We start from the raw sequence: 23,577 nt of genomic DNA, 5'->3' as shown, positions 1-23,577 counted from the left end.
GATGAAACAAGGGATGCACCGACAACCCTCAATCCCTCCCAAACTCCTCCCCCATCTCCTTCCCCCGAGCCGCCGCAGCATGCATCGCCCGCACAAAAGCAGCCTTGATATCGGCCCCTTCCATTGAAGTCAGCGCTGCATAGGTCGTCCCGCCCTTGGACGTCACACGCTCGCGCAGCACCTCAACCGGCTCGGTCGATTGGCCCGCCAGCGTGGCCGCGCCAATAAACGTCTCGACCGCCAACGTGCGCCCATCCTCCGCCGAAAGACCCAGCTCCTGCGCCGCCTGCTGCATCGCTTCGATGAAATAGAACACGTAGGCAGGGCCGCTGCCCGAGATGGCGGTCACCGCATCAATCTGCGCTTCGGCGGGCACCCAAACGCTCTTGCCGACGGCATTGGCGATGGCGCTGGCGGTCGCTCGGTCGGCGTCGGACAAGCCAGCGTTGGCGGCCAGGCCGGTCATACCCAGACCGGAGAGCGCAGGCGTATTCGGCATCGCCCGAACCACACGCGCGTGGCCATTCAGCCAGCGCGACAGATCCTGGATCCGGATGCCCGCCGCCACCGACAGCACCAGGCTGTCGCGCAGATGCGGTGCCAGTTGCGCACAGACCTCGCGCATCTGCTGCGGCTTGACCGCCAGGACGATCACGTCGCGGTCGGCCAGTTCTGCGCCCGGAGCAGCGGCTGTGCGGGCGCCCCAGGTCTGCTCGGCGCGGCTGCGGGCGGGTTCGGTCGGGTCTACCACCACGATGTTGCCGCCGTGCGCGCCCTTGGCGATCAGGCCGCCGATGAGGGCCGCCGCCATGTTGCCGCCGCCGATGAAGCCGAGTTTCAGAGTGTCGAGCATGAGAGTGGTGGTGTGAAAGAAAACAGGAATTCAGGCGTTGGCGTAATGCCGCGCGCCGAAGATGGCGCTGCCGACGCGCACAATCGTGGCGCCTTCGGCAATCGCATCTTCCAGGTCGGCGGACATGCCCATCGACAAGGTATCAAGCGGGATGCCGGCCTCGCGCAGTTGAGCGGCCAGGGCACGCAGATCAGCAAACGGCTTGCGCTGCGCCACGGGGTCATCGCTCGGTTCGGGCACGGCCATCAGGCCGCGCAGCTGCAGGCGGGGCAGGGACGAGACGGCTTGTGCCACGGCAAGCACGTCATCGAAATCGGGCAACAGGCCATGTTTGCTGGCCTGGCGGCTGATGTTGACCTCGAGACAGACCTGCAGCGGCGGCAAGGTGTCCGGACGCTGGGCCGACAGGCGCTCGGCGATCTTCAGGCGATCGACGCTGTGCACCCAGTCGAATTGTTCGGCCACGGCGCGCGTCTTGTTGCTCTGCAGGGGGCCGATGAAGTGCCAATGGATGGGATCGGGGCCCGTGCGCAGGTCGGCCAGCGCGTCGATCTTGGCGATGCCTTCCTGCACGTAGTTTTCGCCGAAGAGGCGTTGCCCGGCGGCATGCGCGGCGCGCACCGCATCGGCGTCGAACGTCTTGGAAACTGCCAGCAATGTGACACCCGCAGCATCGCGCGAAGCCAGTGTGCAGGCCGTTGTGATCCGTTGACGCACGGCTTGCAAGTTGGCGGCGATTACAGACATAATCCGGCGACGTTTGTTACAAATAAACAAGGTTCCGGCACGTCAAAACAACGGCTCGGAGCGCGTCTGGAGGCGCCTTTGCGACGCCCGGGCGACATAAAAAAGTCGGGGGTCATTATAAGATGGACATCGCGCAGCTTTTGGCGTTTTCCGCCAAGAACAAGGCGTCGGACTTGCACCTGTCGGCCGGACTGCCGCCGATGATCCGGATCCACGGCGACATGCGCCGGATCAACGTGCCTCCGCTCACGCATCAGGACGTGCACTCCATGGTGTACGACATCATGAGCGACGGGCAGCGCAAGGTCTACGAAGAAAACCTGGAAGTCGACTTCTCGTTTGAGATCCCCGGCCTCTCGCGTTTCCGGGTCAACGCGTTCAACCAGAACCGCGGCGCTTCGGCGGTGTTCCGGACGATTCCTTCGAAGGTGCTCTCGCTGGATGACCTCAAGGCGCCGGCCGTGTTTGCCGACCTGGCGATGAAACCGCGCGGCCTGGTGCTCGTCACGGGCCCGACCGGCTCGGGCAAGTCGACCACCCTGGCCGCGATGGTCAACCACCGCAACGAAAACGACATGGGCCACATCCTCACGGTGGAGGACCCGATCGAATTCGTGCACGAATCGAAGAAGAGCCTGATCAACCAGCGTGAACTCGGGCCCCATACCCATTCGTTCGCCAATGCGCTGAAATCTGCGCTGCGTGAAGATCCCGACGTGGTGCTCGTCGGCGAATTGCGTGACCTTGAAACCATTCGCCTGGCGCTGACCGCTGCAGAAACCGGCCACTTGGTGTTCGGCACGCTGCACACCAGCTCCGCAGCCAAGACCATCGACCGGGTCGTCGACGTGTTTCCGTCCGACGAAAAGGAGATGGTCCGGACCATGCTTTCCGAATCGCTGGAGGCGGTGATCTCGCAGACGCTGCTCAAGACGCGCGACGGTTCGGGCCGGATTGCGGCGCACGAAATCATGATTGCCACGCCGGCCATCCGTCACTTGATCCGCGAGAACAAGATCTCGCAGATGTACTCGATGATGCAGACCAGCAGCGGCATGGGCATGCAGACGCTCGACCAGTGCCTGTCGGAGCTGATCAAGCGCTCGGCGATCAACTACGCAGACGCGCGCGCCATCGCCAAGAACCCCGACGCGTTCGTCAGCTGATGCGCCAACTGATGCGCTGACCGATACGTCAGCGCGCTTTCCAATTCTTTCCAGGAGGGGCACGCCATGCTGGACCGCGAAGCCGCCACCAAATACATCCACGAACTCTTGCAGTTGATGGTGAACAGCCGTGGCTCGGACTTGTTCATCACGGCAGAATTTCCGCCCGCGATCAAGGTGGACGGCAAGGTCACGCCGATTTCGCAGCAGCCGCTGAATGCCCAGCAGGCCCTCGGTCTGGTCAAGTCGATCATGAACGAGAAGCAGCTGCGCGAGTACGAAGACAGCTCGGAATGCAACTTCGCCATCACGGCGCCGGGTGCCGGGCGTTTCCGCGTGTCGGCGTTCATGCAGCAGGGCCGTGCCGGCATGGTGCTGCGGACCATCAATACGAAGATCCCGACGCTGGGCGAGCTGGACCTGCCGCCGATCCTCAACGAGATCGTGATGAGCAAGCGCGGCCTGGTGATCGTCGTGGGCGCCACGGGCTCGGGCAAGTCGACCTCGCTGGCGGCGATGGTGGGCTATCGCAATGCGAATTCGTACGGTCACATCATCACCATTGAAGACCCGGTGGAATACGTGCATGCGCACCAGAACTGCGTGGTGACGCAGCGCGAGGTGGGCGTCGATACCGAGTCGTGGCACGTGGCGCTGAAGAACACCCTGCGCCAGGCGCCGGACGTGATCCTGATCGGCGAAATCCGGGATCGCGACACGATGGAATACGCGATCCAGTACGCGGAAACGGGCCACCTGTGCCTCGCCACGCTGCACGCCAACAGCTCGAACCAGGCCATCGACCGGATCATCAACTTCTTCCCGGAAGAGAAGCGTCAGCAACTGCTGATCGACCTGTCGCTGAACCTGCGCGCAATGATCGCGCAGCGCCTGCTGCCGCGTCAGGGCAAGAAGGGGCGCGTGCCGGCCGTCGAAATCATGCTGGCGACCCCGCTGGTGCAAGACCTCATCTTCAAGGGCGAGGTGCACGAACTGAAGGAGGTCATGAAGAAATCCCGCGAGCAGGGGATGATCTCGTTCGACCAGGCGCTGTTCGAGTTGTACGAACAAAACAAGATCACGTACGAAGATGCGCTGCGCAACGCGGACTCGCTCAACGATCTGCGCCTGCAGATCAAGCTGCACAGCAAGCGCGGCGGGCAAACCGATCTGTCTGCCGGCACTGAGCATCTGAACGTCGTTTGATGTGGCTTCGGAGCTACATCATTTGAGGTAATTTGCGGCGCATAACGTTTGCGCCGCCCCGAAGTCCACCCGGTCCTCATGATCTTTCCTTAATATTTGCTGAGAATTGCCGTTTAAGCGGTGAGCGGGGCTGCCAGTCATCGGCGGGCACGCATCAAAACGATAAAAGCAACAGCAAATCCGGGTGGGTGAAAACGTGGCAAGCAAGCCGAGGTGTCAGCGCGCGCGGGCGGCGCGGGGTTTTACGCTGATTGAGCTCATGATCACAGTGGCCATTGTCGGCATCCTGGCGATCATTGCGTATCCCAGCTACGTCCAGTACATCGTCCGCTCCAATCGGGCAGCGGCGGAATCCTTCATGCAGGAAGTGGCGGCCGCGCAGGAGCGCTTCCTGCTCGACAACCGTGCCTATGCGCCGAATCTGGCCGCGTTGCAATACGCCAGCAACGTGCCGGCCAACGTTTCGCCAAACTACACCTTCACGTTGAGCGCCAGCAGCGTGCCGCCGTCTTACCAACTGGCGGCGACTCCACAAGGCTCGCAGCAGGTGAACGACAGCGCGTGCGGCACGCTGACGCTGACGAACACTGGCGCCAAGACGGCGTCCACGGGCGCCTCGAACTGCTGGAAGTGAGGCGAGCCATGAATATCCTGCGCAAGCCCACCCAAGGTTTCACGCTGACCGAGCTGATGGTCACGCTGGCCGTGCTCGCCATCCTCGTCACGATTGCGGTGCCGTCGTTCTCGGGCATGATCGCGACCCAGGCCACACGCAATGCATCGTTCGACCTGTCGTCCGCCGTGTCGTTGGCGCGTGCGGAGGCGGTCAAGCAGAACGCCATCGCGACCGTTTCGACCACGAGCACCTGGGCGAGCGGCTGGACGCTGACGGTGGGCACACCTGCCACGGTGATCCGCACGTTCGGGCCGTACAGCGGCGTCACCATTGCGGCGAGCAGCGGCAACACGCTGTCGTTCGGCAACGATGGACGGCCCACTGCAGGTGGCGTCACGTTCCAGGTATCGCCGACGAGCGCGTCGCAATCGGTCTCGCCCAGCTGCGTGCAGGTGGGCGGCAGCGGCCGTGTCGCCGTGGTCTCGGGGACGTGCTCATGAGCGCCATCGCACGTTTGTCACATCGCCGGCTCGGCAAGCGCACACAGCGTGGCACGACGCTCATCGAGATTCTGATTTCGGTCGTGATTTTGCTCGTCGCGCTGCTGGGCGCGGCCGGAATGATGGTCCGCTCGAACCAGTCCGAGATGGAGTCTTACCAGCGCGTGCAGGCCCTGACGCTGTTGCAGGACATGGCCGCGCGGCTCAATGCCAATCGCCAGGTGGCGTCCTGCTACGCGGTGGCCGGTGCCATCACCACGGTAGGCACGGGCGGTGTCTCGGCGCCCAGTTGCACGACCGGCACGGCCGCACAGCAAGCCACCGTCACAACCGATCTCGCGGCTTGGAACAATGCGCTGCTTGGCAATACGGAGACTGCCGCCAGCGGCACCGTTGCCCTGGGCGCCATGATCGGTGCGCGCGGCTGTATCGAAGCCATCGACACGGTCAACCAGATCTATCGCGTAACCGTCGCATGGCAAGGCCTGGTGCAGACCGTGGCGCCGGCGTTGCCCTGTGGCAGCGGCAGCGGCAATTACGGTAACGACGCCTATCGGCGCGCCATCAGCGTGCAGGTGCGCATGGGGGTGCTGTCATGACGATGCCTCGCACACATCGCACGCGGCGTCTGCAGCGCGGGATGTCGCTGATCGAACTGATGGTCGGCATGGCGCTGGGGTTGCTGCTGCTGACCGCGCTGGCGAGCTTGTATGCATCGACGTCGCAATCGCGCGTGCAGCTGGGCAACAGCGCCACGCAGATCGAGAACGGCCGTTATGCGCTCGACATCATCAGCCAGGAAGTCGGACTGGGCGGCTTTCTCGGTGATCTGAATCTGCTGGGCACCTCTGCCATCGCCACGCCCGATGTCTGCGCCGCCGCCACGAATGCGCTCGGCTTCAGCAACAGCCCGGCGACCGTGCCGGTGGCCATCTACGGTTACGTGCCCGGTGCAAATGCGGCGCCATGCCTGCCGAACCTGTCGCCCAACTCCGAGATCCTGGTGGTGCGGCGCGTGTCCAGCACCGTCACCTCGGCGAGTGCCGTCGCGGCAGGGCAGGCCTATCTGCAGGACTCGTTCTGCAGCACTGACACGTCGCCCTTTGTGTTCAGCGCCACCGCAACGGACTTCACCCTCAAGGACAAGACCTGCACCAATTTCGCCGACCTTCGCCAGGTCAGCGTGCGAGCGTTCTACCTCGCCACGTGCGACCGCTGCGGCACGGGCGGCGACAGCATTCCCACGCTCAAGATGGTCGAGTTTTCGAGCGGTGCAATGCAACCGCCCAACTCGATCGCCCAGGGCATCGACGACGTGCATTTCGTCTATGGCGTCGATATGGACGGCAACGGTTCGCCCGATTGCTACGTCGCCAATCCAGGCATCGATAACAGCGCCGCGTGTACCACCGTGAGCGGCTACAACTGGCTCGCATCCGCCGCGACCAACTGGAGCAACGTGACCGCCGTGCGCATCAACGTGCTTGCGCGCACGCTGGGCGTGTCACCCGGCTGGATCGATACGCGGTCTTACGACATGGGCCGCAGCACGCTCACCGCCCCTTTCAACGATGGCTACAAACGGCACGTCTACGCAGAGCTCGCGCGCGTCGCCAATGTGGCCGGCCCTCGGGAGTAGCCATGCGGCGCTTTTCGGTTCGCCAATCGGCACGTCAGTCGGGCGTGACGCTTGTCGTCACGCTGATCTTCCTGGCGATCTTCATGGGCATCGTCGTGATGATGATGAATTCGGGCGTGATCAACACCAAGATCGCTGCCAACCAGCAGTACGGGCTGGAGGCGCGCAGTGCTGCGCAGCAGGGCATCGAACAGGTCATCAGCGCGGATTTCACCTCCAACCCGGTCGCCACCAGCGTGCCGGTGGACGTCAACGGCGATGGCAAGGCCGACTACACCGCGCAGGTTGCCGCGCCTGCCTGCGTGGCCACCAAGCCGATTGCCAACACGCAGCTGACCACCGATACGACCAGCCCCAACTTTGCTGCTGACTCGTCCTGCTTCAGCGGCGTGAACAACAACTCCGACACCGGCATCCTGACCGCTGCCGGCACGCCGGGCGGCATGTCGAACTGCAGTGCGACGCAGTGGGATGTCGCTGCCACCGTCAACGATGCCAATGGCACGGCCGTGAACACCACGCTGCATCAGGGCGTGGCCGTTCGCGTGCTGACCGGCGCCGCGTGTCCGTAAGCCAACGCGCAAGCAAGGAACAACTCATATGCGCTCATTTGCTCAACGATTTGCGTTTGCCGCGACGGCCACCGCCGCGCTCGCGCTGGCGTGTGTCCAGCCTGCCGGGGCCGAGGATATTGATCTGTACACCGGGCTGCAACCGCAGGCAGGCAAGCCCAACGTGCTGATCATCATGGACAACGCGTCCACATGGAATGCATCCGCAACGTTCACCTGCGATACGACCGGCGTCGTATCCAACAACAATGCGAACACCGACGTAGGCGCCGAGCAGTGCGCGCTCTATGACGCGGTGAATGCGTTCAAGAATTCACCGTCGCTACTGGGCAACCTGAACCTTGGCCTGATGATGTTCGGCAACGGCAACAACGTCGGCGCGCAGTTCCAGTTTCCGTCGACGCCGCCGGCGCAGTTGCCGTTGATGGATGGCAGCGGCATCGACAGTTTCCTCAAGTACGTGTTGACCATCGACCGCCAGGCGAACAACTCGAACAACTCGCAGGTCGGCGGCGGCATGGAGGAGGCATGGGCCTACTTCAACAGCGGGACGGGTCCGTCGGGCACGAGCTATTCATCGGTCCGCCCGATCAACAACCCATGTCAGCGGAATTACGTCATCTACATCGGCAACGCCGTCAATAACGGCAAGCCGCAGGACACCGGGAAGAACATCCAGAGCGATCTGGCGACCGCCCTCGGCCTGCCGGCCAATACGACACCGCCGCAGATTGTCATACCGTCGCCCTACAACAAATACCAGGACAACTGGGGCGACGAATGGGCGCAGTTCATGTACCGGTATGACCTGCAGACGAAGACCATCCCGAAGGACCATCCGCCGCAGAACATCATCACCTATACGATTTCCGTCACGGACGGGAATAACCCCGACTACGTCGCGTTCGACCAGAGCATGGCCACGAACGGCGGGGGCAAGGCGTATGTTGCACAGCTCGGCCAACCGGACCAGCTGAAGAACATCCTGCTGCAGATCTTCAACGAAATTCAGGCTGTGAACAGCGTGTTCGCCTCGGTGAGCTTGCCGGCCGCCGTGAACGCGCAGGGACAGTTCCTGAACCAGGTCTATGTCGGCATGTTCCGCCCGGACGCGACCGCCGCGCCGCGCTGGATGGGCAACCTGAAGCAGTACCAGGTCGGCTATGACACCAACGGCACGCTGCAGTTGCTGGATTCAGTCGGCAATCCGGCGCTGAGCAGCGCGGGCACCGGCTTCATTTCGCCCAATGCCATCAGCTTCTGGACGGCCGATCCTCCGCTCGCCTTTGGCACCAGCGGCTACGGATCCAACCTGACAAACTGGCCCAAGAATGGGTTCTGGATCAACAGCCCTTCTGGCGTTGGAGGCGCGAGTGACTCCCCTGACGGCGAGGTCGTCGAGAAGGGCGGTGCCGGCGAAATGCTGCGGGCGCAGTTCCTGACGGATCAGAGCACGCGCGTGCTGTATACGTGCAACGGCATCGGCACGTGCCCGACCAGCGGTGCCATGCCGACGTTCGACACCAACAACACCTGGCTGACGGGAGGCACCGGCAAGGGCCTGGACGCGATCAACTCGTACAACAGCGTCAACGGCGCCCCGGCGATCACCTCGGCCGAGCAGAACTACTTCATTAACTGGGTGCGCGGCCGCGACGTCTACGCGATGGACGGAAGCACCAAGGCGCCGACGGTTGGGCAGGAAGCCGAGACGGGTCCTGGGTCGCCGGTGACGATTCGCCCCTCGATCCACGGCGACGTGCTGCATTCGCGCCCAGTGGTGATCAACTACGGGACCTCGACCGCGCCGAATGTCGTCGTCTATTACGGCACCAATGACGGCGTGTTCCATGCCGTCAACGGCAACCAGGCAACCGGCATCAAGACCTCGTCAACAAACATCGTGCGTCCTGGCGGTGAGCTGTGGGGCTTCATCCCACCGGAGTTCATCGGCAAGTTGAGCCGGCTCTATGCCAACACGCCGGAGGTGGCTCTCTCCACCACGCCGGGCGGTATCACGCCCAAGCCCACACCGCGCGACGACTTCTTCGACGGCAGCACGACGGTCATGCAGGACCAGCGTGTCGCGGGCAGCCCCCGAACCGTCATTTACCTGACGCGCGTCGGGGCGGCAGCCTCATCTATGCGCTGGACGTGACCGACCCTGTCAACCCGCGCTATCTCTGGTCGCGCAGCAACACCGATATTCCCGAGCTTGGCCAGACCTGGTCGAAGCCCCGCCTGATGCGCGTGGCCGGCTATACCAACCCAGTGCTCATCATGGGTGCCGGCTACGATGCGGCCTCCGAAGACAGCGACCCTGCGCCCGGCACCGACACCATGGGCCGTGGCATTGTCGTGCTCGACGCGTATAGCGGCGTGCCGGTGTGGAGCGCCTTGGCCAACTGCAGTGGCGTTGCTGGCGTGTGTGTAAAGAACACGAGCCTTACGCGCTCGATCGCCTCCGACGTCACCGCGGTGGACCGCACGGGCAGCGGCTACATCCAGATGGCGTACGTCGGCGATGTGGGCGGCAACATCTGGCGCGTGGACTTCCAGAGCGCCGCCGGCAACACCCCCGCATATTGGGCGTTGACGCAATTCGCGGCGCTCGGCGGCGCAGCCAACACCAACAACGCGCGCAAGTTCTTCTATGCGCCGGATGTGGTGCCGACGGCCGGCTTCAATGCTGTCATGGCGGGCACCGGCGACCGCGAGCATCCGCTGTACTCGGCCTCGAATACGCCCGGTACCGCCTACAACGTGGTGAACCGGTTCTACATGCTGAAGGATCCGAACCTGGGTCCTGTGCCTGCGGGCTGGACGCCGCTGACCGAGGCCAACCTCGTCGACGCGACGTCCGTGGCGTACAACGGCACGGGCTCCGGCTTCTTCATCACGTTGCCGAATCCGGGGGAGAAGGTTGTGAATGCGCCGCTGACCGTGGCGGGCTACACGACGTTCGGCACCAACACGCCGGCGGTGCCCAAGGCGGGCATGTGCTATCCGAACCTCGGGGTCGCACGCACCTATTCCCTCAGTTTCCTTACCGGTGCAGGGCAGAATACCGATCGATCCGTCATGCTCGATGGCGGGGGCTTCCCGCCGTCGTCCGTATATGGCGTGGTGCTCGTGAACAATGGCAATGGCGGTACGACGCCGGTGCCGGTGTGCTTCGGTTGCGGCAATCAAACCGGCCCTGGCGGTGGCGGATCGTCGTTGGCGCCGATCAAGGTCACCCCCACCGGCCTCGGCAAACGCAAGCGCACATTCTGGTTCTCCGAAACCGACAAGAAGCCCTAACTTCTGCCCCAACGGCCCCCCCAGCGCGGGCCGTTAAAATTCCGGCCAGATGCCGGAACATTCCCGTTCCCGCAACCATCCGGAGAGTAGCCATGACTGACGTTTATGCATTCGAGGCCGATTCGCTGACCGGCCAGCGCGTGCCGCTGTCGCAGTACAAGGGCAAGGTCCTGCTGATCGTGAACACGGCCAGCAAGTGCGGATTCACGCCGCAATACGCGGGGCTGGAGGCGGTATACAAGCGGCTGCACGACAAGGGGCTGGAAGTGCTCGGCTTTCCGTGCAACCAGTTCGGCAAGCAGGAACCGGGCGGCGAAGACGAAATCGGCGCGTTCTGCGAAAAGAACTACGGCGTCTCCTTCCCGATGTTCGGCAAGATCGACGTGAACGGCTCCAATGCGCATCCGCTCTACAAGTGGCTGACCTCGGAAAAGCCCGGCGTGCTCGGCATCGGAGCCATCAAATGGAACTTCACCAAGTTCCTGCTGCGCCGCGACGGCACGGTGTACAAGCGCTACGCGCCGATGACCAAGCCGGAAGAGATTGCCGGCGATATCGAGCGGCTGCTGGCGGAGCCGGATCCCGCCTGACGTTGCGTTCGTCGGTTACGGTCGTTAATCCGACGAGCCTCGCACCTTGCGCATGAAGTCCGCCAGCGAGCGCTCGGCGGATTCGGCAAAGTGGCGCTCCAGAATGTCCACTTTGACGCAGCGGTCGAGGCGGAAAGTGCGGTAGTCCTGACGGTGCTCGCACCAGGCGGCCACCAGCCAGACTTGTCCCCAGAAGAACAGGCCGAGCGGCTGGATGCAGCGTTCGGTCAACTGGCCCTGCGCGTCGCGGTAAGACAGCCGCGCAACAGCGTGGCGGCCCAGGGCGGCATGCAGCGTATCGAACACCTGCTTGACCTCGCTGCCCATGCCGTAGCCGGGCGCGAAGATGCGTGTGGTCTCGGCCTCGGCGCGGCGTTCGGCGGGCAGGGCGCCCATCAGCTTTTCCAGCGCCGCTTCCACGGAGTCGGCCATGGTGCCGCCGCTCCACGCCTTGATCATCCGCGCGCCGGCCACCAGCGCTTCCACTTCATCGGCGGTGAACATGAGCGGCGCCAGGTCGTAGCCGGCACGCATGCGGTAGCCGATGCCGGCTTCTCCTTCGATCGGCACGCCCGAGACAGACAGATCGCGGATATCGCGATACACCGTGCGCTCCGACACGCCGAGGCGGTCGGCCAGCATCGCCGCCGTGGTCAAACGGCGGCCTCGCAGGATCTGGGCAATCTGGAACAGGCGGTCGGCGCGGCGGGTCATGCGCGGCATTGTAGTGGGCTTCTTGCCGCGCGCAATCCGCACAATCTTTCCCCTACGCGCCGAAGGGCGTCAGTTCACGTTGCGGGTGGATATCCACCACGTCGACCTGCTCGCCACGGCGCAGCATGCGCTTGCCCAGTCGCGGGAAATCGGCAATCTCGATGTTGAGATGTTCGCCGCCGCACAGGTAGACGAGATCTTCCTTGCCGCAGTTGCGCAGGTGGTGCGCGACGCCTGTGGGGAAGGCCATGAAATCGCCGCTGCGCACGGTGAAGATGTTGTCGTCGATCTCGGCCTGCGCTTCGCCGGAAAGGATGTAGATCCATTCCTCTTCGCGCTGGTGCGCGTGATAGACGAACGACTCCTTGCCCGGCGGCACGCGCGCGAAGTTCACGCCGGTGCGCTTGAGCCCGAGCAGCCGGCCCATCATCGTGCCGTGAATTTCCGAGAGGCTGTTCCAGGGGTGCGAAAACGACTGCGTGCGTGAGGCGATATCCGCGGCACGCATGAGATACGGGGATTGGCTCGGCATGATGTTCTTCTTCTCTGTCTCGTAGTGAAGGCCGGCGCCCGCGCACCGGCCTCGTGGGGGCGTTACTGCTGTAGCAGATAGGCCTGCGTCCTGGCGTCCGGCTCGTGCAGGCCGACGCGGTTGCCTTCGGTGTCGACGATGTGGGCGATGCGGCCCATGTGGTCGGGCAGCGTCATGGGGCCGAAGACACATTGGCCGCCGCTGCCGTTCACGCGTTCGAGCACGGCATCCAGGTTGGGCGCGTTCAGGTAGACCACACTGCCCTTGTCGGACGGCGCAAAGCCCTCGCCCTTGACCAGCGCGCCGTGGATGGTCGTCTCACCCGCCGGAAACACGCCCATGGTCATGTCGCCCATGTCTTCCTGCTTGAGCTGCGTGTCGAAGACGTTCTCGTAAAACTTCACCGCGCGCGGGAAATCGTTGGCGGGGATTTCAAACCAGTTGATGACGCTTGCCATGGTGTTCGCTCCGGTAGGTGGCTCAGGCGGTTGGGAGTGCCGTTGCCGGTTGAGGTGGAGCGATTCTGGCGGGGGGCTCCTGACAGCGTTCTGTCAGGAGCATTCAGGAGGATGGCCGAGCGTGTTGCAGGTTGCCCAGGCAGTGAATGCCGGGCGGAGGGAAAGCAGTTCAGTGTGGAATCCAGCCCGCCAGCAGCGGCACCAGCACCGCTGTCAGCACGCCGTTCAGGCCCATGCCCAGCGCCGAGAACGCGCCGGCTTCCGGATTGACCTGAAACGCGCGCGCGGTGCCAATGCCGTGCGCCGCAATGCCGGTGGCAAAGCCACGCACGCTGTACTCGCGCACGCGCAGCAGATTCAGCAGCCGCGTCGTGGTGGTGGCCCCGACAATGCCGGTAATGAGCACCAGCACCGCCGTGATGGTCGGCGCGCCGCCGATCTTCTCCGAGATGCCCATGGCGATCGGAATCGTCACCGATTTCGGCGCCATCGAGCGCAGCGTTTCCGGCGATGCGCCCAACAGCCAGGCGATGCCCACGGCTGACACCACCGCCACGACCGACCCCGCAAGCAGCCCGGCCATGAGTGGCAACGCGTGGCGGCGCAGCTTCGCCCATTGCTGAAACAGCGGTACCGCCAGCGCCACCGTGGCCGGCCCCAGCAGGAAGTGCACGAACTGCGCGCCGTCAAAGTAGGTCTTGTACGGCGTGCCCGTGAGCGTCAGCAGCGTGCCGAGGATGACGACCGCAATCAGCAGCGGATTGACCATCGGGTTGAAGCGGCTGCGCTCATGCAGGCGCACGCCGATCAGGTAGGCGATGAGCGTGGCGGTCAGGCCCAGCAACGGGCTGGCGGCCAGGTAGACCCAGAGTTGATGCAGGTTCGGAGCCATCGCGTTCATGGGGCCAGCTCCTCGTGGGCTTCGCCGTGGTCACCCATGCAGCGCATCAGCGCGCGGGTGACAAGTGCACCGGCGGCAATCGACAGCCACGTCGATACGACAGTCGCCACCACGATCGGCAGCCATTCCTGCCCGATGCGGTTCAGTTGCGTCATGACACCCACGCCGGCCGGCACGAACAGAATGGTCAGGTGCCGCAGCAATTCGCTGACGGTGCCCTGCATGACTTCGAGCACGCGGCCCTTGTCCACCAGCAGGTAGATGACCAGCAGCACCATGCCGATCACCGGGCCGGGCACCGGCAGGTGCATCGAATACGTCAACAGCTCTCCCACTGACTGGAACGTCAACAGGATCGCGAAGGTTTGCAGCATGGGGCCTCCGGAACAAACGAAGCGGCCAGTATAGAACCGGGCGCGCTCGTTTCAGACGAGCATGCGGTCGACCAGCTCGATCCAGTGTTCGACCGGCGTGTCGGTGCCGCTTTGCAGATGCGTGACGCAGCCGATGTTGGCGGTGACGATGCGCTCGGGCTGCGTTGCCTGCAGCTTGGCGAGCTTGTCGTCGCGCAGCCGATAGGCGAGTTCCGGTTGCAGCACCGAATACGTCCCCGCCGAGCCGCAGCACAGATGGCTGTCGGCGCAGAGCTTGACGTCCACACCCAGCGAGCCGAGCAGTGTTTCCACCGCGCCGCGGATCTGCTGACCGTGTTGCAGCGTGCAGGGCGGGTGCCACGCCACGCGCGGGCGTTGCGCTTCGGGTTTGGCCTTCTGCAGAAGCTGCTGCGAAAACGCAGGCAGCACCTCGCACAGATCGCGCGTCATGGCGGACACGCGCGCCGCACGCTCGGCATAGGCCGGGTCATCGCGCAGCAGGTGGCCGTATTCCTTGACCATCGCGCCACAGCCGGACGCCGTCATGACGATAGCCTCGGCGCCGGCCTCGATATGCGGCCACCATGCGTCGATGTTGGCGCGCATGTTGCCGAGGCCGCCGGCATGGTCGTTCATGTGATAGCGGATGGCCCCGCAGCAGCCCGCGCGGTCTGCGCTGATGAGTTGCACGCCCAGCTTGTCGAAGACACGCGCCGTGGCCGCGTTGATGTTGGGCGACATGGCGGGTTGCACGCAGCCTTCGAGCAGCAGCATCTTGCGTGCGTGCGCGTTGCTTGGCCGCACGCCGGCGTGGGGTTGCTTCGCCGGAACCTTGTTGCGCAGCACCGGCGGCAACATCGGCCGCACCGCCTGCCCGAGCCTGAGCGCGGAGCCGAACAGCGCCGGCCGCGTCAGGCCCTCTCGCAGCGCCCAGCGTATGGCGCGTTCGCCAAGGGGGCGCGATTCTCCTTTCGCGTCGAGCTGGTCATCGACGATCTTGCGGCCGATCTCGACCAGGCGCCCGTAGGTCACGCCGGACGGGCAGGTCGATTCGCAGTTGCGGCAGGTCAGGCAGCGGTCCAGGTGCAGGCGCGTGGCCTCGCCGGCGGGCTGGCCCTCCAGCACCTGCTTCATCAGGTAGATGCGTCCGCGCGGGCCGTCCAGCTCGTCGCCGAGCAGTTGGTAGGTCGGACAGGTGGCCGTGCAGAAACCGCAGTGCACGCACTTCTGCACGATGCTTTGGGCTTCTTCGCCCTGTGGGGTGTTGCGCAGGAACGCCGCGAGCGTGATTTGCATGATGGGCTTGCGTGAGAAGTCGGCAGTCAGAACGCTGAATACAGGCGGCCCGGGTTGAAGATGCCGTGCGGATCGAAGCTGTCTTTCAGGCGTTTGTGCACCGCCATCAATGGCGCGGCTACGGGCGTGAAGACGTCGCTGCCGCGGTCGCCGTTGCGGAACAGCGTGGCGTGGCCGCCGGCCTTGCGTGCGGCATCGCGGATGACGTCGGCGGAGGTGTTGGCGGTGTCGATCCACCAGCGCTGGCCGCCGCCCCATTCGACGAGTTGCTCATCGGCCGACGCTGCCCCAAGTGCCAGCGGCGGCGTGGCCGGCGGCAGGGCGATGCGCCACAGCGGGAGGCTGCCTTGCACGGCGCGCGCGAAAAACGCATGCGATTGCTCGCGCAGGTCGCGCCAGAACGCCGCCGCTTCTGCGTCGTCAACACGCTCGCCGCCAAGCTTGGCGATGGCCGCACGCACGGCTGCATCGGCACCGCTCAGGCGCACCCACAGCGCACCGTCGATCCACGCAGACGCCGCAATCGGCAGCGGCTGGCCGCCCCAGCGGTTGAGGGTATCGATGGCCTCGCCTTGCGCCATGGCAAAGCGCAGCGTCGCATCGCAGAACGGCATCGGCAGCACCTTCAGCGACACCTGCACGATCAGGCCCAGCGTGCCGAGCGCGCCCGCCATCAGCCGCGAGACGTCGTAGCCCGCCACGTTCTTCATGACCTGGCCGCCAAAGTTGAGCATGTCGCCGCGGCCATCCATGACGACGGCGCCGAGCACGAAGTCGCGCAATGCGCCCACCGATTGCCGGCGCGGCCCGGACAGGCCCGATGCAAACGCACCGCCCACGGTTGCCTGTTGGCCATTCGCAGCAAAGTGCGGCGGCTCGAACGCCAGCATCTGCTTGTGCTCGGCGAGTGCGGCTTCGATCTCGACGAGCGGCGTACCGCTGCGTGCGGTGACGACGAGTTCAGCACAGTCGTAGTCGACGATGCCGGACCATTCGCGTGTGTCCAGCACGGCGCCGTTGGGCTGCGGCGCGCGGCCGTAGAAATCTTTCGTGCCGCCGCCGCGCAAGGTCAGCGGCGTGTGGCTGTCGGCCGCGTGCGCGATGGCGTCGCGAAAACGTGCGAGCGTGGGCGAAAGGGCGGTGTCTGGCGTGCTTGGCATGGCGAACCTTCGGGTGCGCAGCTCACTGGCTGGGCGCGGTCTCGGTGGGGTGAAGCGGAAGCCGGGTGCCGCAGCGCTTGCAGAATGCGGCGTCGATGTCGTGACGGTCGAACGTGCAGCCTGTGCAGGCGCGCGTCGATGGCGGGGTTGAATTCGGCGTGGGAGAGGACCCGTCGCGCATGGTGTTCACCAGTTCCGCGCCGATGATGCCGGTGGGGAACGCGATGATGCTGTAGCCGAGCAGGATGGTCATCGACGTGATGAACTGGCCCAGCGGCGTGCGGGGCACCAAGTCACCGAAGCCCGTGGTGGTGAGCGTAACGACCGCCCAGTACATGCTGACCGGAATGCTGGTGAAGCCATGCTGCGGCCCCTCCACCACGTACATCACCGTGCCCAGGATGATGGTGATGATGAAGACGGTGCCCAGGAACACGAAGATCTTGTGCCGCGCGTTCAGCAGTGCGCGCAGCAGAATCTGCGCTTCTTCAAAGTACACCGTGATCTTCAGGATCCGGAAAATCCGCAGCAGGCGCAGCAGCCGCACATCGAGCAGGTAGGCCAGCTCGGGCACAAAGATCGCCAGCCACGTCGGCAGGATCGAGATGAAATCGATGACGCCGTAAAAGCTCAGCACGTAGCGCCAGGGCCTGCGCACCACGAGGATGCGCATGACGTATTCCGCCGTAAACAGCAGCGTGAAGAGCCACTCGAGCACTGTGAAGAGCGTGCCCGCGCGGCCGCTTACGCTGGGCAGGCTGTCGAGCATCACCACCAGCACGCTGGCGAGGATGGCCCCCAGCAGGGTCAGGTCGAACAGCCTGCCGGCGCGCGTCTCGGCTTCAAAGATGATGGTGTACCAACGCGCGCGCCAGCCGCTCTCGGGTTTGCCGAGATATTCGCCAAGGCGCGCGTTGTGGGCGTGCCAGCGGTTCCGGGCGGTACGGGGCGGATTCTTCATGGCTGCGGGCTTCAGAAGCGCGGGAGATCCGGATGCGGCAGCAGGCCGTTGCGCACGTGGAGCTTGCCGTATTCGGCGCAGCGCGCGAGCGTGGGGATGGCCTTGTCGGGGTTCAGCAACCGTGCCGGGTCAAAGGCCGCCTTCACGCGCAGAAAGGCGTCACGTTCTTCGGCCGAGAACTGCACGCACATCGAACTGAGCTTTTCCACGCCCACGCCGTGTTCGCCCGTCACGGTGCCGCCCAACTCCACGCAGGTCTCGAGGATGTCGGAGCCGAACAGTTCGGCGCGGTGCCATTCGTCCTGGTCTTCGCCGTTGAAGAGGATGAGCGGGTGCATGTTGCCGTCGCCGGCGTGGAACACGTTGATGCAGCGCAGGGCGTACTTCTGCTCCATTTGCTGGATGCGTCGCAGCAGCGTGCCGATGTGCTTGCGGGGGATGGTGCCGTCCATGCAATAGTAGTCCGGCGAGATGCGGCCCGCTGCGGGGAACGCGTTCTTGCGTCCGCTCCAGAACTTCAGGCGCTCGGCTTCGCTTTGCGAGACCTGGATCCGCGTGGCACCCGAGGCGCGCAGCACTTCGCTCATGCGCGCGATTTCTTCGGCCACTTCTTCGGGCGTGCCGTCGGATTCGCACAGCAGGATGGCGGCGGCATCCAGGTCGTAGCCCGCGCAGACGAATTCCTCCACGGCCGCGGTGGCGGGCTTGTCCATCATCTCCAGCCCGGCCGGGATGATGCCCGCGGCAATCACATCGGCCACGGCGTTGCCGCCCGATTCCACATCGTCGAAGCTGGCCATGATCACCTGCGCCAGTTGCGGCTTGGGGATCAGGCGCACGGTCACTTCGGTCACCACGGCCAGCATGCCTTCAGAGCCGATCACTGTGGCCAGCAGGTCGAGGCCGGGTGCGTCGGGCGCTTCGCTGCCGAATTCGACGACCTCGCCATCCATCATCACGGCACGCACGCGCAGCACGTTGTGCACGGTCAGGCCGTATTTCAGGCAGTGCACGCCGCCGGAGTTTTCATTCACGTTGCCGCCGATGGTGCAGGCAATCTGCGACGACGGATCAGGCGCGTAGTACAGCCCGTGCGGGTTGGCGGCTTCCGAAATGGCGAGATTGCGTACGCCCGGCTGGACCACCGCCGTGCGCGTGTAGGGGTCGACCTTGATGATGCGCTTGAACTTGGCCAGCGACAGCACCAGCCCGCCCGGTGTCGGCATCGCGCCGCCCGACAGGCTCGTTCCCGCGCCGCGCGGCACCACGGGCACGCCCATGCGGTGGCACACGCGCAGGATTTCGACGACCTGCGCCTCGGTATCCGGCAGCACCACGGCCAGCGGCACCTGCCGGTAGGCGGCGAGGCCATCGCATTCATACGGGGTGGTGTCTTCGCGCTCCCAGAGCAGCGCGTCGTCGGACACGATCTGGGACAGCGCGGCGGTCAACTCGGCCTGCAGGGCAGATTGATCGCGGGCGGTGGCGGGCAGCGACGCGTTCATGGGGGTGTCTCTCATCGTTGTGCCCGGCAGCGGTGGCCGGGGGTGGGAGGCACTATAGCCCGGCCGCCGCGCCATGCGGCGTGTTAAGGACTTTTGCTGCGATGAATTTGGCTCGCCGAGGCGGCCAATGCGGTTCATCGCGTTGCGGCAAGGTTTTACCGCTCATTCGTGGAGGTCAGACCTTCATGATCGAGCCTCCGACCGTCGACGATGGACCTCCGATCACCGAGCTTCACACTAAAAATTTCGAATCTGAGGTTCGAATACCTCATGCGTGAGGCAAATAGAGTCAACGTTGATGAAAAAAGCAGCAACGATGAGGTTCAGAACGCCAACTTCGAGGCCCGGAGGCTCGACCCATGACGCTTTTTGCTCCGACGTTGCTGCTTTTTTCATCAACGCTGGGGTTCCGAACGTCAACGTCGATACTAAAAGTTTCGAATCCGGTGGTTTGAGGTCCAGTTACGAGGCTTGGCGGCCCACGGCTGACCGGTTTACCAATCCAGCCCAAGCAACCAGTCCACAAACTGCCGCGCCTCGGGCTTCATCGGCGCCTGCTCGCGCTGGACGATGTAGTAAGCATGTGGCGATGCCGATTCGATGTCCAGCAGCCGGACGATCTGACCTGAAGCGAGCCAGTTGCGTGCCATGGCTTGCCGAACCAGCGCCACGCCCTGGTTGGAGGCCACCGCTTCCAGCATCAGGCCGATGTCGTTGAACAGCGAACCGGTCGCGGGCTCCACTGCGTCCAGCCCGGCCGCCTCAAACCACGGGCGCCACGGCTCCAGCGGGCTGCGCAGCAGCGTGAGGTTCAGCAACTGCGATGCTTCGGTGATCGTGTTGCCGCTGATCTGCTCGAAGTAGCCACGCCCGCACGCCGGAAAGACCGGCTCGTTGAGCAGCAGCGTGGTCTTCAGGTCCGGATAGCGGCCGGTGCCGTAGCGGATCTCGACATCGGTGTCCTCGGCTTTCACGTCGAGGAACGGGATGGACAGATGCAGTTCCAGATCGATGTGCGGGTACAGCGCGTTGAACTCCGGCAGGCGCGGCACGAGGTGCTGGCGCCCGAACGTGGGCGGAATCGCCACGCGCAGCCGTGCGCGCTGCTTGCTGAACTCGGGCCGCGCCAGTTCGTGCAGCGTGTCGAGCGCGACTTGCACGCTGCGCAGATAGCGCGTGCCGGCTGCCGTCAGCCGCAGCGCCGTGCCGGTGCGCACGAAGAGGTCTTCGCCCCACAGCTCTTCGAGGTTCTTGATGCGGTGCGATACCGCGCTGGGCGTGACGGACAACTCTTCGGCCGCGCGGGCGAAGCTCGCATGGCGCGCCCCCGCCTCAAAGGCAATCAGCAGGTGCAGCGGAGGAACGCGCTTGAAGACGGAGGCCATTACAGGTGGAAGATCTTGCCGGGGTTGAGGATGTGCTTTGGGTCCAGCGCCTGCTTGACGCTGCGCATCAGGTCGATTGCATCGTTGCCGTGTTCGGCGATGAGGAAGTCCATCTTGTGCAGGCCCACGCCATGTTCGCCCGTGCAGGTGCCGTCCATGGCAATCGCCCGCGCGACGATGCGCTGGTTGATGCGCTCGGCTTCTTCCAGTTCTTCCGGCTTGTTCGGGTCGATCAGCAGCGCGACGTGGAAGTTGCCGTCGCCCACGTGGCCGACGATGGGGGCGGGCAGTTGCAGCGCGCTGGCCAGCAGGTCCTTTTCCGTTTCCACCACGCACTCGGCCAGGCGCGAGATGGGCACGCACACGTCGGTGGTGACGGCGCGACAGCCCGGCTTGAGCTGCAGGAAGGCGAAGTAGGCGTTGTGGCGGGCGTTCCACAGGCGGCTGCGGTCTTCGGGGCGGGTTGCCCATTCGAAGCCCTGGCCTTTATGTTCAGCAGCGATCTGCTGGACGGTCTCGGCCTGCTCCTGCACGCCGTGTTCCGAGCCGTGAAACTCGAAGAACAGCGTCGGCATCTCGGGCAGCGTGAGCTTGTCGTATTGGTTGATCGCGCGGATGGCCAGCGCGTCGACAAACTCCACGCGCGCAATCGGCACGCCCATCTGGATGGTGTCGATCACGGCGGACACCGCGTGGCCCATGCTCGGGAAGGCGCACACCGCGGCCGACACGGCTTCCGGCTGCGGATACAGCTTCAGCGTGATCTCGGTGATGATGCCCAGCGTGCCTTCGCTGCCGATGAAGAGGCGCGTGAGGTCATACCCCGCCGACGATTTGCGCGCACGGTTGGCCGTCTTGATGATGCGGCCGTCGGCGGTGACGACCGTCAGGTTCAGCACGTTCTCCCGCATCGTGCCGTAGCGCACGGCGTTGGTGCCGGACGCGCGCGTCGCGCACATGCCGCCGATGGACGCATCCGCGCCGGGGTCGATCGGGAAGAACAGACCGGTATCGCGGATCTCGATATTGAGCTGCTTGCGCGTGACGCCCGGCTCCACCGTCACCGTCAGGTCTTCCGGGTGCACCGACAGCACGTGGTTCATCTGCGAGAGATCGAGGCTCACGCCGCCGGCCACGGCCAGCAGATGGCCTTCGAGCGACGAGCCGGCGCCATACGGGATCAGCGGAATCTCGTGCTCGAAGCAGAGCTTGGCCACGGCGGCGACTTCCTCGGTGGTCTGCGCGAAGACGACGGCGTCGGGCAGCATCGGGTCGTAGGCCGATTCATCGCGGCCGTGGTGGGCGCGCACGGCTTCGGTGGTGGAGACGCGGTCGCCGAAGCGCGCGCGCAGCGCGTCGAGCATGGCCGGCGGAATCGGCTTGCGGATGATCTGGGAGGGCAGGGCTGGATGGTTCATGGCGTCTCGCGTGGGGCAGCGGTCTGAAGCCGGCTCGGGCTGTCATTCTAACGCCGGGGTCTTGCCGCCCTTGCGATAATGGCGCCACCAATATTGACGCGATACAGGGAGACGCACCGTGGGCAATCGCCTATCCAAAATCGCCACCCGCACCGGCGACGACGGCACCACCGGCCTCGGCGACGGCAGCCGCACGGCCAAGGACAGCCTGCGCATCGCTGCCATCGGCGACGTTGACGAGTTGAACTCGCACATCGGCGTGCTGCTGACGGAAACGCTGCCCGAGGGCGTGCGCGCGGCGCTCACCGCCATCCAGCACGATTTGTTCGATCTGGGTGGCGAACTCTGCATTCCCGGCTACACGATGGTGACGACCGCGCACGTGCTGCGGCTCGACCAATGGCTGGCCGATTACAACGCCGATCTTCCGCGGCTGGCCGAATTCATCCTGCCGGGCGGCAGCCGCGCCGCGGCACAGGCGCATGTGTGCCGCACCGTCGCGCGCCGTGCCGAGCGCAGCATCGTCGCACTCGGCCGTGCGGAGACCCTTGGCGAAGCGCCGCGCCAATACGTCAACCGCCTGTCGGACCTGCTGTTCGTGCTGGCGCGCGTGCTGAATCGCGCAGACGGCGGCACGGACGTCCTCTGGAAGCGCGACGAGCACAAGCCGGCGTAATCGCCGTCCGTATCAAACAAAACGGCCCGGCGAGGTGACGTTACCTCGCCGGGCCGTTTGCTTTTGCAGCGCGCTGGATCAGTTCACGATCGTTGGCGTTGTCGTGCTTTGCGCCACGGCGGCCAGCCCCGCCAATTGCCCCGGCGTGGTGATCGTCAGCGCCTGCGATGGCGTCGGGGCAGGGAAGCCGGCTTCGGCCAGCGCTTCCTTGATGGTGCGGTTGGTGTCGAAATAGACCTGCCAGTAGTTGTCGTTGTGCGTGTACGGGCGCACGGCCAGCACAGGCCCGACCAGGTTGAACTCGAGAATCTCAACATCGACCGCCGGATCGGTCAGCACGTTGGGAATGGCGGCGACCTTTTCCTTGAGCAGCGCGATGGCGGCGCGGTGATCGGCGCTGCCGGCCAGTTGCGCCTTCAGCTCGACGCGGCGGTAAGGGTTGGAGGTGTAGTTCTGGATCGTGTCGGCGAAGATCTTGCCGTTGCCGACAATCGTGACCACGTTGTCCGGCGTGTTGATGGTCGTGGCAAACAGGCCGATCTCCTTGATCGTGCCCGTCACGCCACCGGCCGTCACGAAGTCGCCCACCTTGAACGGCCGCAGCACGATCAGGAACGCGCCCGCCGCAAAGTTGGACAGCAGGCCCGACCACGCCATGCCGATCGCCACACCGGCTGCGGCAATCAGCGCCGCGAACGTCGTCGTCTGGATGCCGAAATAGCCGAGGATGCCGATCACCAGCAGCACATTCAGCGTGACGGTGATGATGGAGCCGACATACCGCAGCACGGTCGGATCGACCTTCTGTCGGCTCAGCGAGCCTTCCACCGTGCGCACCGCCAGGTTGATCAGCCAGCGGCCGACCACCCAGAAGACGATGGCGGCGAGGATCTTCATGCCGACGTCGGTGGCGTACTGCGCCACGATTGCCTGGTACTTGCTTGCGGTGTTGACGGCGGTGTCCGCCAGGTTGTCTGCCATGGATGCCTCCGGGAGAGCAGGGGG

23 protein-coding genes and 1 pseudogene are annotated in these 23,577 nt (G+C 64.7%); 10 read left to right on the top strand and 14 right to left on the bottom strand.

Annotated elements, in window-relative coordinates; all coding sequences use genetic code 11:
- Positions 1 to 28: 28 nt before the first annotated feature.
- Both proC and FUT88_RS06390 read right to left on the bottom strand, forming a co-directional pair.
- Positions 29 to 853: a pyrroline-5-carboxylate reductase gene (proC, locus tag FUT88_RS06395; protein ID WP_147214285.1), complete on the bottom strand. Its 825-nt coding sequence runs from the start codon at positions 851 to 853 to the stop codon at positions 29 to 31.
- 30 nt (positions 854 to 883) lie between these two features.
- A complete protein-coding gene (locus FUT88_RS06390; RefSeq protein WP_147214284.1) occupies positions 884 to 1,600 on the bottom strand; it encodes a YggS family pyridoxal phosphate-dependent enzyme in 717 nt (238 codons plus the stop codon).
- Positions 1,601 to 1,722: 122 nt separating this feature from the next.
- Here FUT88_RS06390 and FUT88_RS06385 point away from each other — a divergent pair, with 122 nt between their 5' ends.
- The 9 genes and pseudogenes from FUT88_RS06385 to FUT88_RS06345 all read left to right on the top strand — a co-directional run bounded on the left by FUT88_RS06385 (position 1,723) and on the right by FUT88_RS06345 (position 11,192).
- Positions 1,723 to 2,766, top strand: coding sequence for a type IV pilus twitching motility protein PilT (locus FUT88_RS06385; protein ID WP_004631600.1), 1,044 nt, complete (start codon positions 1,723 to 1,725; stop codon positions 2,764 to 2,766).
- Positions 2,767 to 2,832: 66 nt separating this feature from the next.
- On the top strand, positions 2,833 to 3,972 hold the full coding sequence (locus tag FUT88_RS06380; RefSeq protein WP_012762832.1) for a PilT/PilU family type 4a pilus ATPase: 1,140 nt from the start codon (positions 2,833 to 2,835) through the stop codon (positions 3,970 to 3,972).
- Between the two features lie 196 nt (positions 3,973 to 4,168).
- A complete protein-coding gene (locus FUT88_RS06375; RefSeq protein WP_147214283.1) occupies positions 4,169 to 4,606 on the top strand; it encodes a type IV pilin protein in 438 nt (145 codons plus the stop codon).
- A gap of 8 nt (positions 4,607 to 4,614) precedes the next feature.
- Entirely contained in the window at positions 4,615 to 5,088 is a 474-nt protein-coding gene (locus FUT88_RS06370) for a GspH/FimT family pseudopilin (protein ID WP_147214282.1), read from the top strand.
- A complete protein-coding gene (gene pilV / locus FUT88_RS06365) occupies positions 5,085 to 5,687 on the top strand; it encodes a type IV pilus modification protein PilV (protein ID WP_147214281.1) in 603 nt (200 codons plus the stop codon). Before FUT88_RS06370 ends, pilV begins: the two co-directional genes overlap by 4 nt.
- The gene (locus FUT88_RS06360; protein WP_147214280.1) at positions 5,684 to 6,727 is read left to right on the top strand and encodes a PilW family protein; all 1,044 of its coding nucleotides are present in this window, start codon (positions 5,684 to 5,686) and stop codon (positions 6,725 to 6,727) included. Before pilV ends, FUT88_RS06360 begins: the two co-directional genes overlap by 4 nt.
- Before the next feature lie 2 nt (positions 6,728 to 6,729).
- Positions 6,730 to 7,299, top strand: a complete 570-nt coding sequence (locus tag FUT88_RS06355; protein ID WP_102066764.1) for a PilX N-terminal domain-containing pilus assembly protein — start codon at positions 6,730 to 6,732, stop codon at positions 7,297 to 7,299.
- A gap of 28 nt (positions 7,300 to 7,327) precedes the next feature.
- A pseudogene (locus FUT88_RS06350) lies at positions 7,328 to 10,602 on the top strand (pilus assembly protein).
- Between the two features lie 92 nt (positions 10,603 to 10,694).
- On the top strand, positions 10,695 to 11,192 hold the full coding sequence (locus tag FUT88_RS06345; RefSeq protein ID WP_147214279.1) for a glutathione peroxidase: 498 nt from the start codon (positions 10,695 to 10,697) through the stop codon (positions 11,190 to 11,192).
- Positions 11,193 to 11,216: 24 nt separating this feature from the next.
- Here the strand turns inward: FUT88_RS06345 and FUT88_RS06340 are convergent, their stop codons facing one another.
- From FUT88_RS06340 to FUT88_RS06290, 11 genes are all read right to left on the bottom strand, one after another.
- Positions 11,217 to 11,915 (bottom strand): helix-turn-helix transcriptional regulator, encoded by a 699-nt coding sequence (locus FUT88_RS06340; protein ID WP_027680592.1) that lies wholly within the window; start codon positions 11,913 to 11,915, stop codon positions 11,217 to 11,219.
- 43 nt (positions 11,916 to 11,958) lie between these two features.
- Entirely contained in the window at positions 11,959 to 12,438 is a 480-nt protein-coding gene (locus FUT88_RS06335) for a cupin domain-containing protein (protein WP_147214278.1), read from the bottom strand.
- Positions 12,439 to 12,500: 62 nt separating this feature from the next.
- Positions 12,501 to 12,896: a VOC family protein gene (locus FUT88_RS06330; protein ID WP_147214277.1), complete on the bottom strand. Its 396-nt coding sequence runs from the start codon at positions 12,894 to 12,896 to the stop codon at positions 12,501 to 12,503.
- 169 nt (positions 12,897 to 13,065) lie between these two features.
- Positions 13,066 to 13,797 carry an LrgB family protein gene (locus FUT88_RS06325; protein WP_147214276.1) on the bottom strand — a complete coding sequence of 244 codons (732 nt, stop codon included), beginning with the start codon at positions 13,795 to 13,797 and terminating at the stop codon, positions 13,066 to 13,068.
- Positions 13,794 to 14,171, bottom strand: a complete 378-nt coding sequence (locus FUT88_RS06320) for a CidA/LrgA family protein (protein ID WP_147214275.1) — start codon at positions 14,169 to 14,171, stop codon at positions 13,794 to 13,796. Before FUT88_RS06320 ends, FUT88_RS06325 begins: the two co-directional genes overlap by 4 nt.
- A 51-nt stretch (positions 14,172 to 14,222) precedes the next feature.
- Positions 14,223 to 15,467, bottom strand: coding sequence for a glycolate oxidase subunit GlcF (gene glcF / locus FUT88_RS06315; RefSeq protein ID WP_147214274.1), 1,245 nt, complete (start codon positions 15,465 to 15,467; stop codon positions 14,223 to 14,225).
- Positions 15,468 to 15,493: 26 nt separating this feature from the next.
- Complete coding sequence (glcE, locus tag FUT88_RS06310; RefSeq protein WP_147214273.1) at positions 15,494 to 16,627, bottom strand: glycolate oxidase subunit GlcE; 1,134 nt, start codon at positions 16,625 to 16,627, stop codon at positions 15,494 to 15,496.
- A gap of 22 nt (positions 16,628 to 16,649) precedes the next feature.
- Entirely contained in the window at positions 16,650 to 17,588 is a 939-nt protein-coding gene (locus FUT88_RS06305; protein ID WP_147214272.1) for an ion transporter, read from the bottom strand.
- An 11-nt stretch (positions 17,589 to 17,599) separates the two neighbouring features.
- Positions 17,600 to 19,093 (bottom strand): FAD-linked oxidase C-terminal domain-containing protein, encoded by a 1,494-nt coding sequence (locus FUT88_RS06300; protein WP_147214271.1) that lies wholly within the window; start codon positions 19,091 to 19,093, stop codon positions 17,600 to 17,602.
- A gap of 494 nt (positions 19,094 to 19,587) precedes the next feature.
- The gene (locus FUT88_RS06295; RefSeq protein ID WP_147214270.1) at positions 19,588 to 20,478 is read right to left on the bottom strand and encodes a LysR substrate-binding domain-containing protein; all 891 of its coding nucleotides are present in this window, start codon (positions 20,476 to 20,478) and stop codon (positions 19,588 to 19,590) included.
- Positions 20,478 to 21,896 (bottom strand): FAD-binding oxidoreductase, encoded by a 1,419-nt coding sequence (locus FUT88_RS06290; protein WP_147214269.1) that lies wholly within the window; start codon positions 21,894 to 21,896, stop codon positions 20,478 to 20,480. The genes FUT88_RS06295 and FUT88_RS06290 overlap by 1 nt, the downstream gene beginning before the upstream one ends.
- Positions 21,897 to 22,014: 118 nt before the next feature.
- On the opposite strand from FUT88_RS06290, the gene FUT88_RS06285 reads away from it, so the two are divergent.
- Positions 22,015 to 22,572, top strand: coding sequence for a cob(I)yrinic acid a,c-diamide adenosyltransferase (locus FUT88_RS06285; RefSeq protein ID WP_147214268.1), 558 nt, complete (start codon positions 22,015 to 22,017; stop codon positions 22,570 to 22,572).
- A gap of 78 nt (positions 22,573 to 22,650) precedes the next feature.
- Here FUT88_RS06285 and FUT88_RS06280 read toward each other — a convergent pair whose 3' ends face one another.
- Positions 22,651 to 23,553 (bottom strand): mechanosensitive ion channel family protein, encoded by a 903-nt coding sequence (locus FUT88_RS06280; RefSeq protein WP_147214267.1) that lies wholly within the window; start codon positions 23,551 to 23,553, stop codon positions 22,651 to 22,653.
- Between the last annotated feature and the right edge of the window lie 24 nt (positions 23,554 to 23,577).

Origin of the sequence: Ralstonia sp. TCR112 (assembly GCF_007997035.1) — a bacterium.
GTDB classification, from domain to species: domain Bacteria; phylum Pseudomonadota; class Gammaproteobacteria; order Burkholderiales; family Burkholderiaceae; genus Ralstonia; species Ralstonia edaphi.
This window is presented reverse-complemented; position numbering and strand designations above follow the sequence as displayed.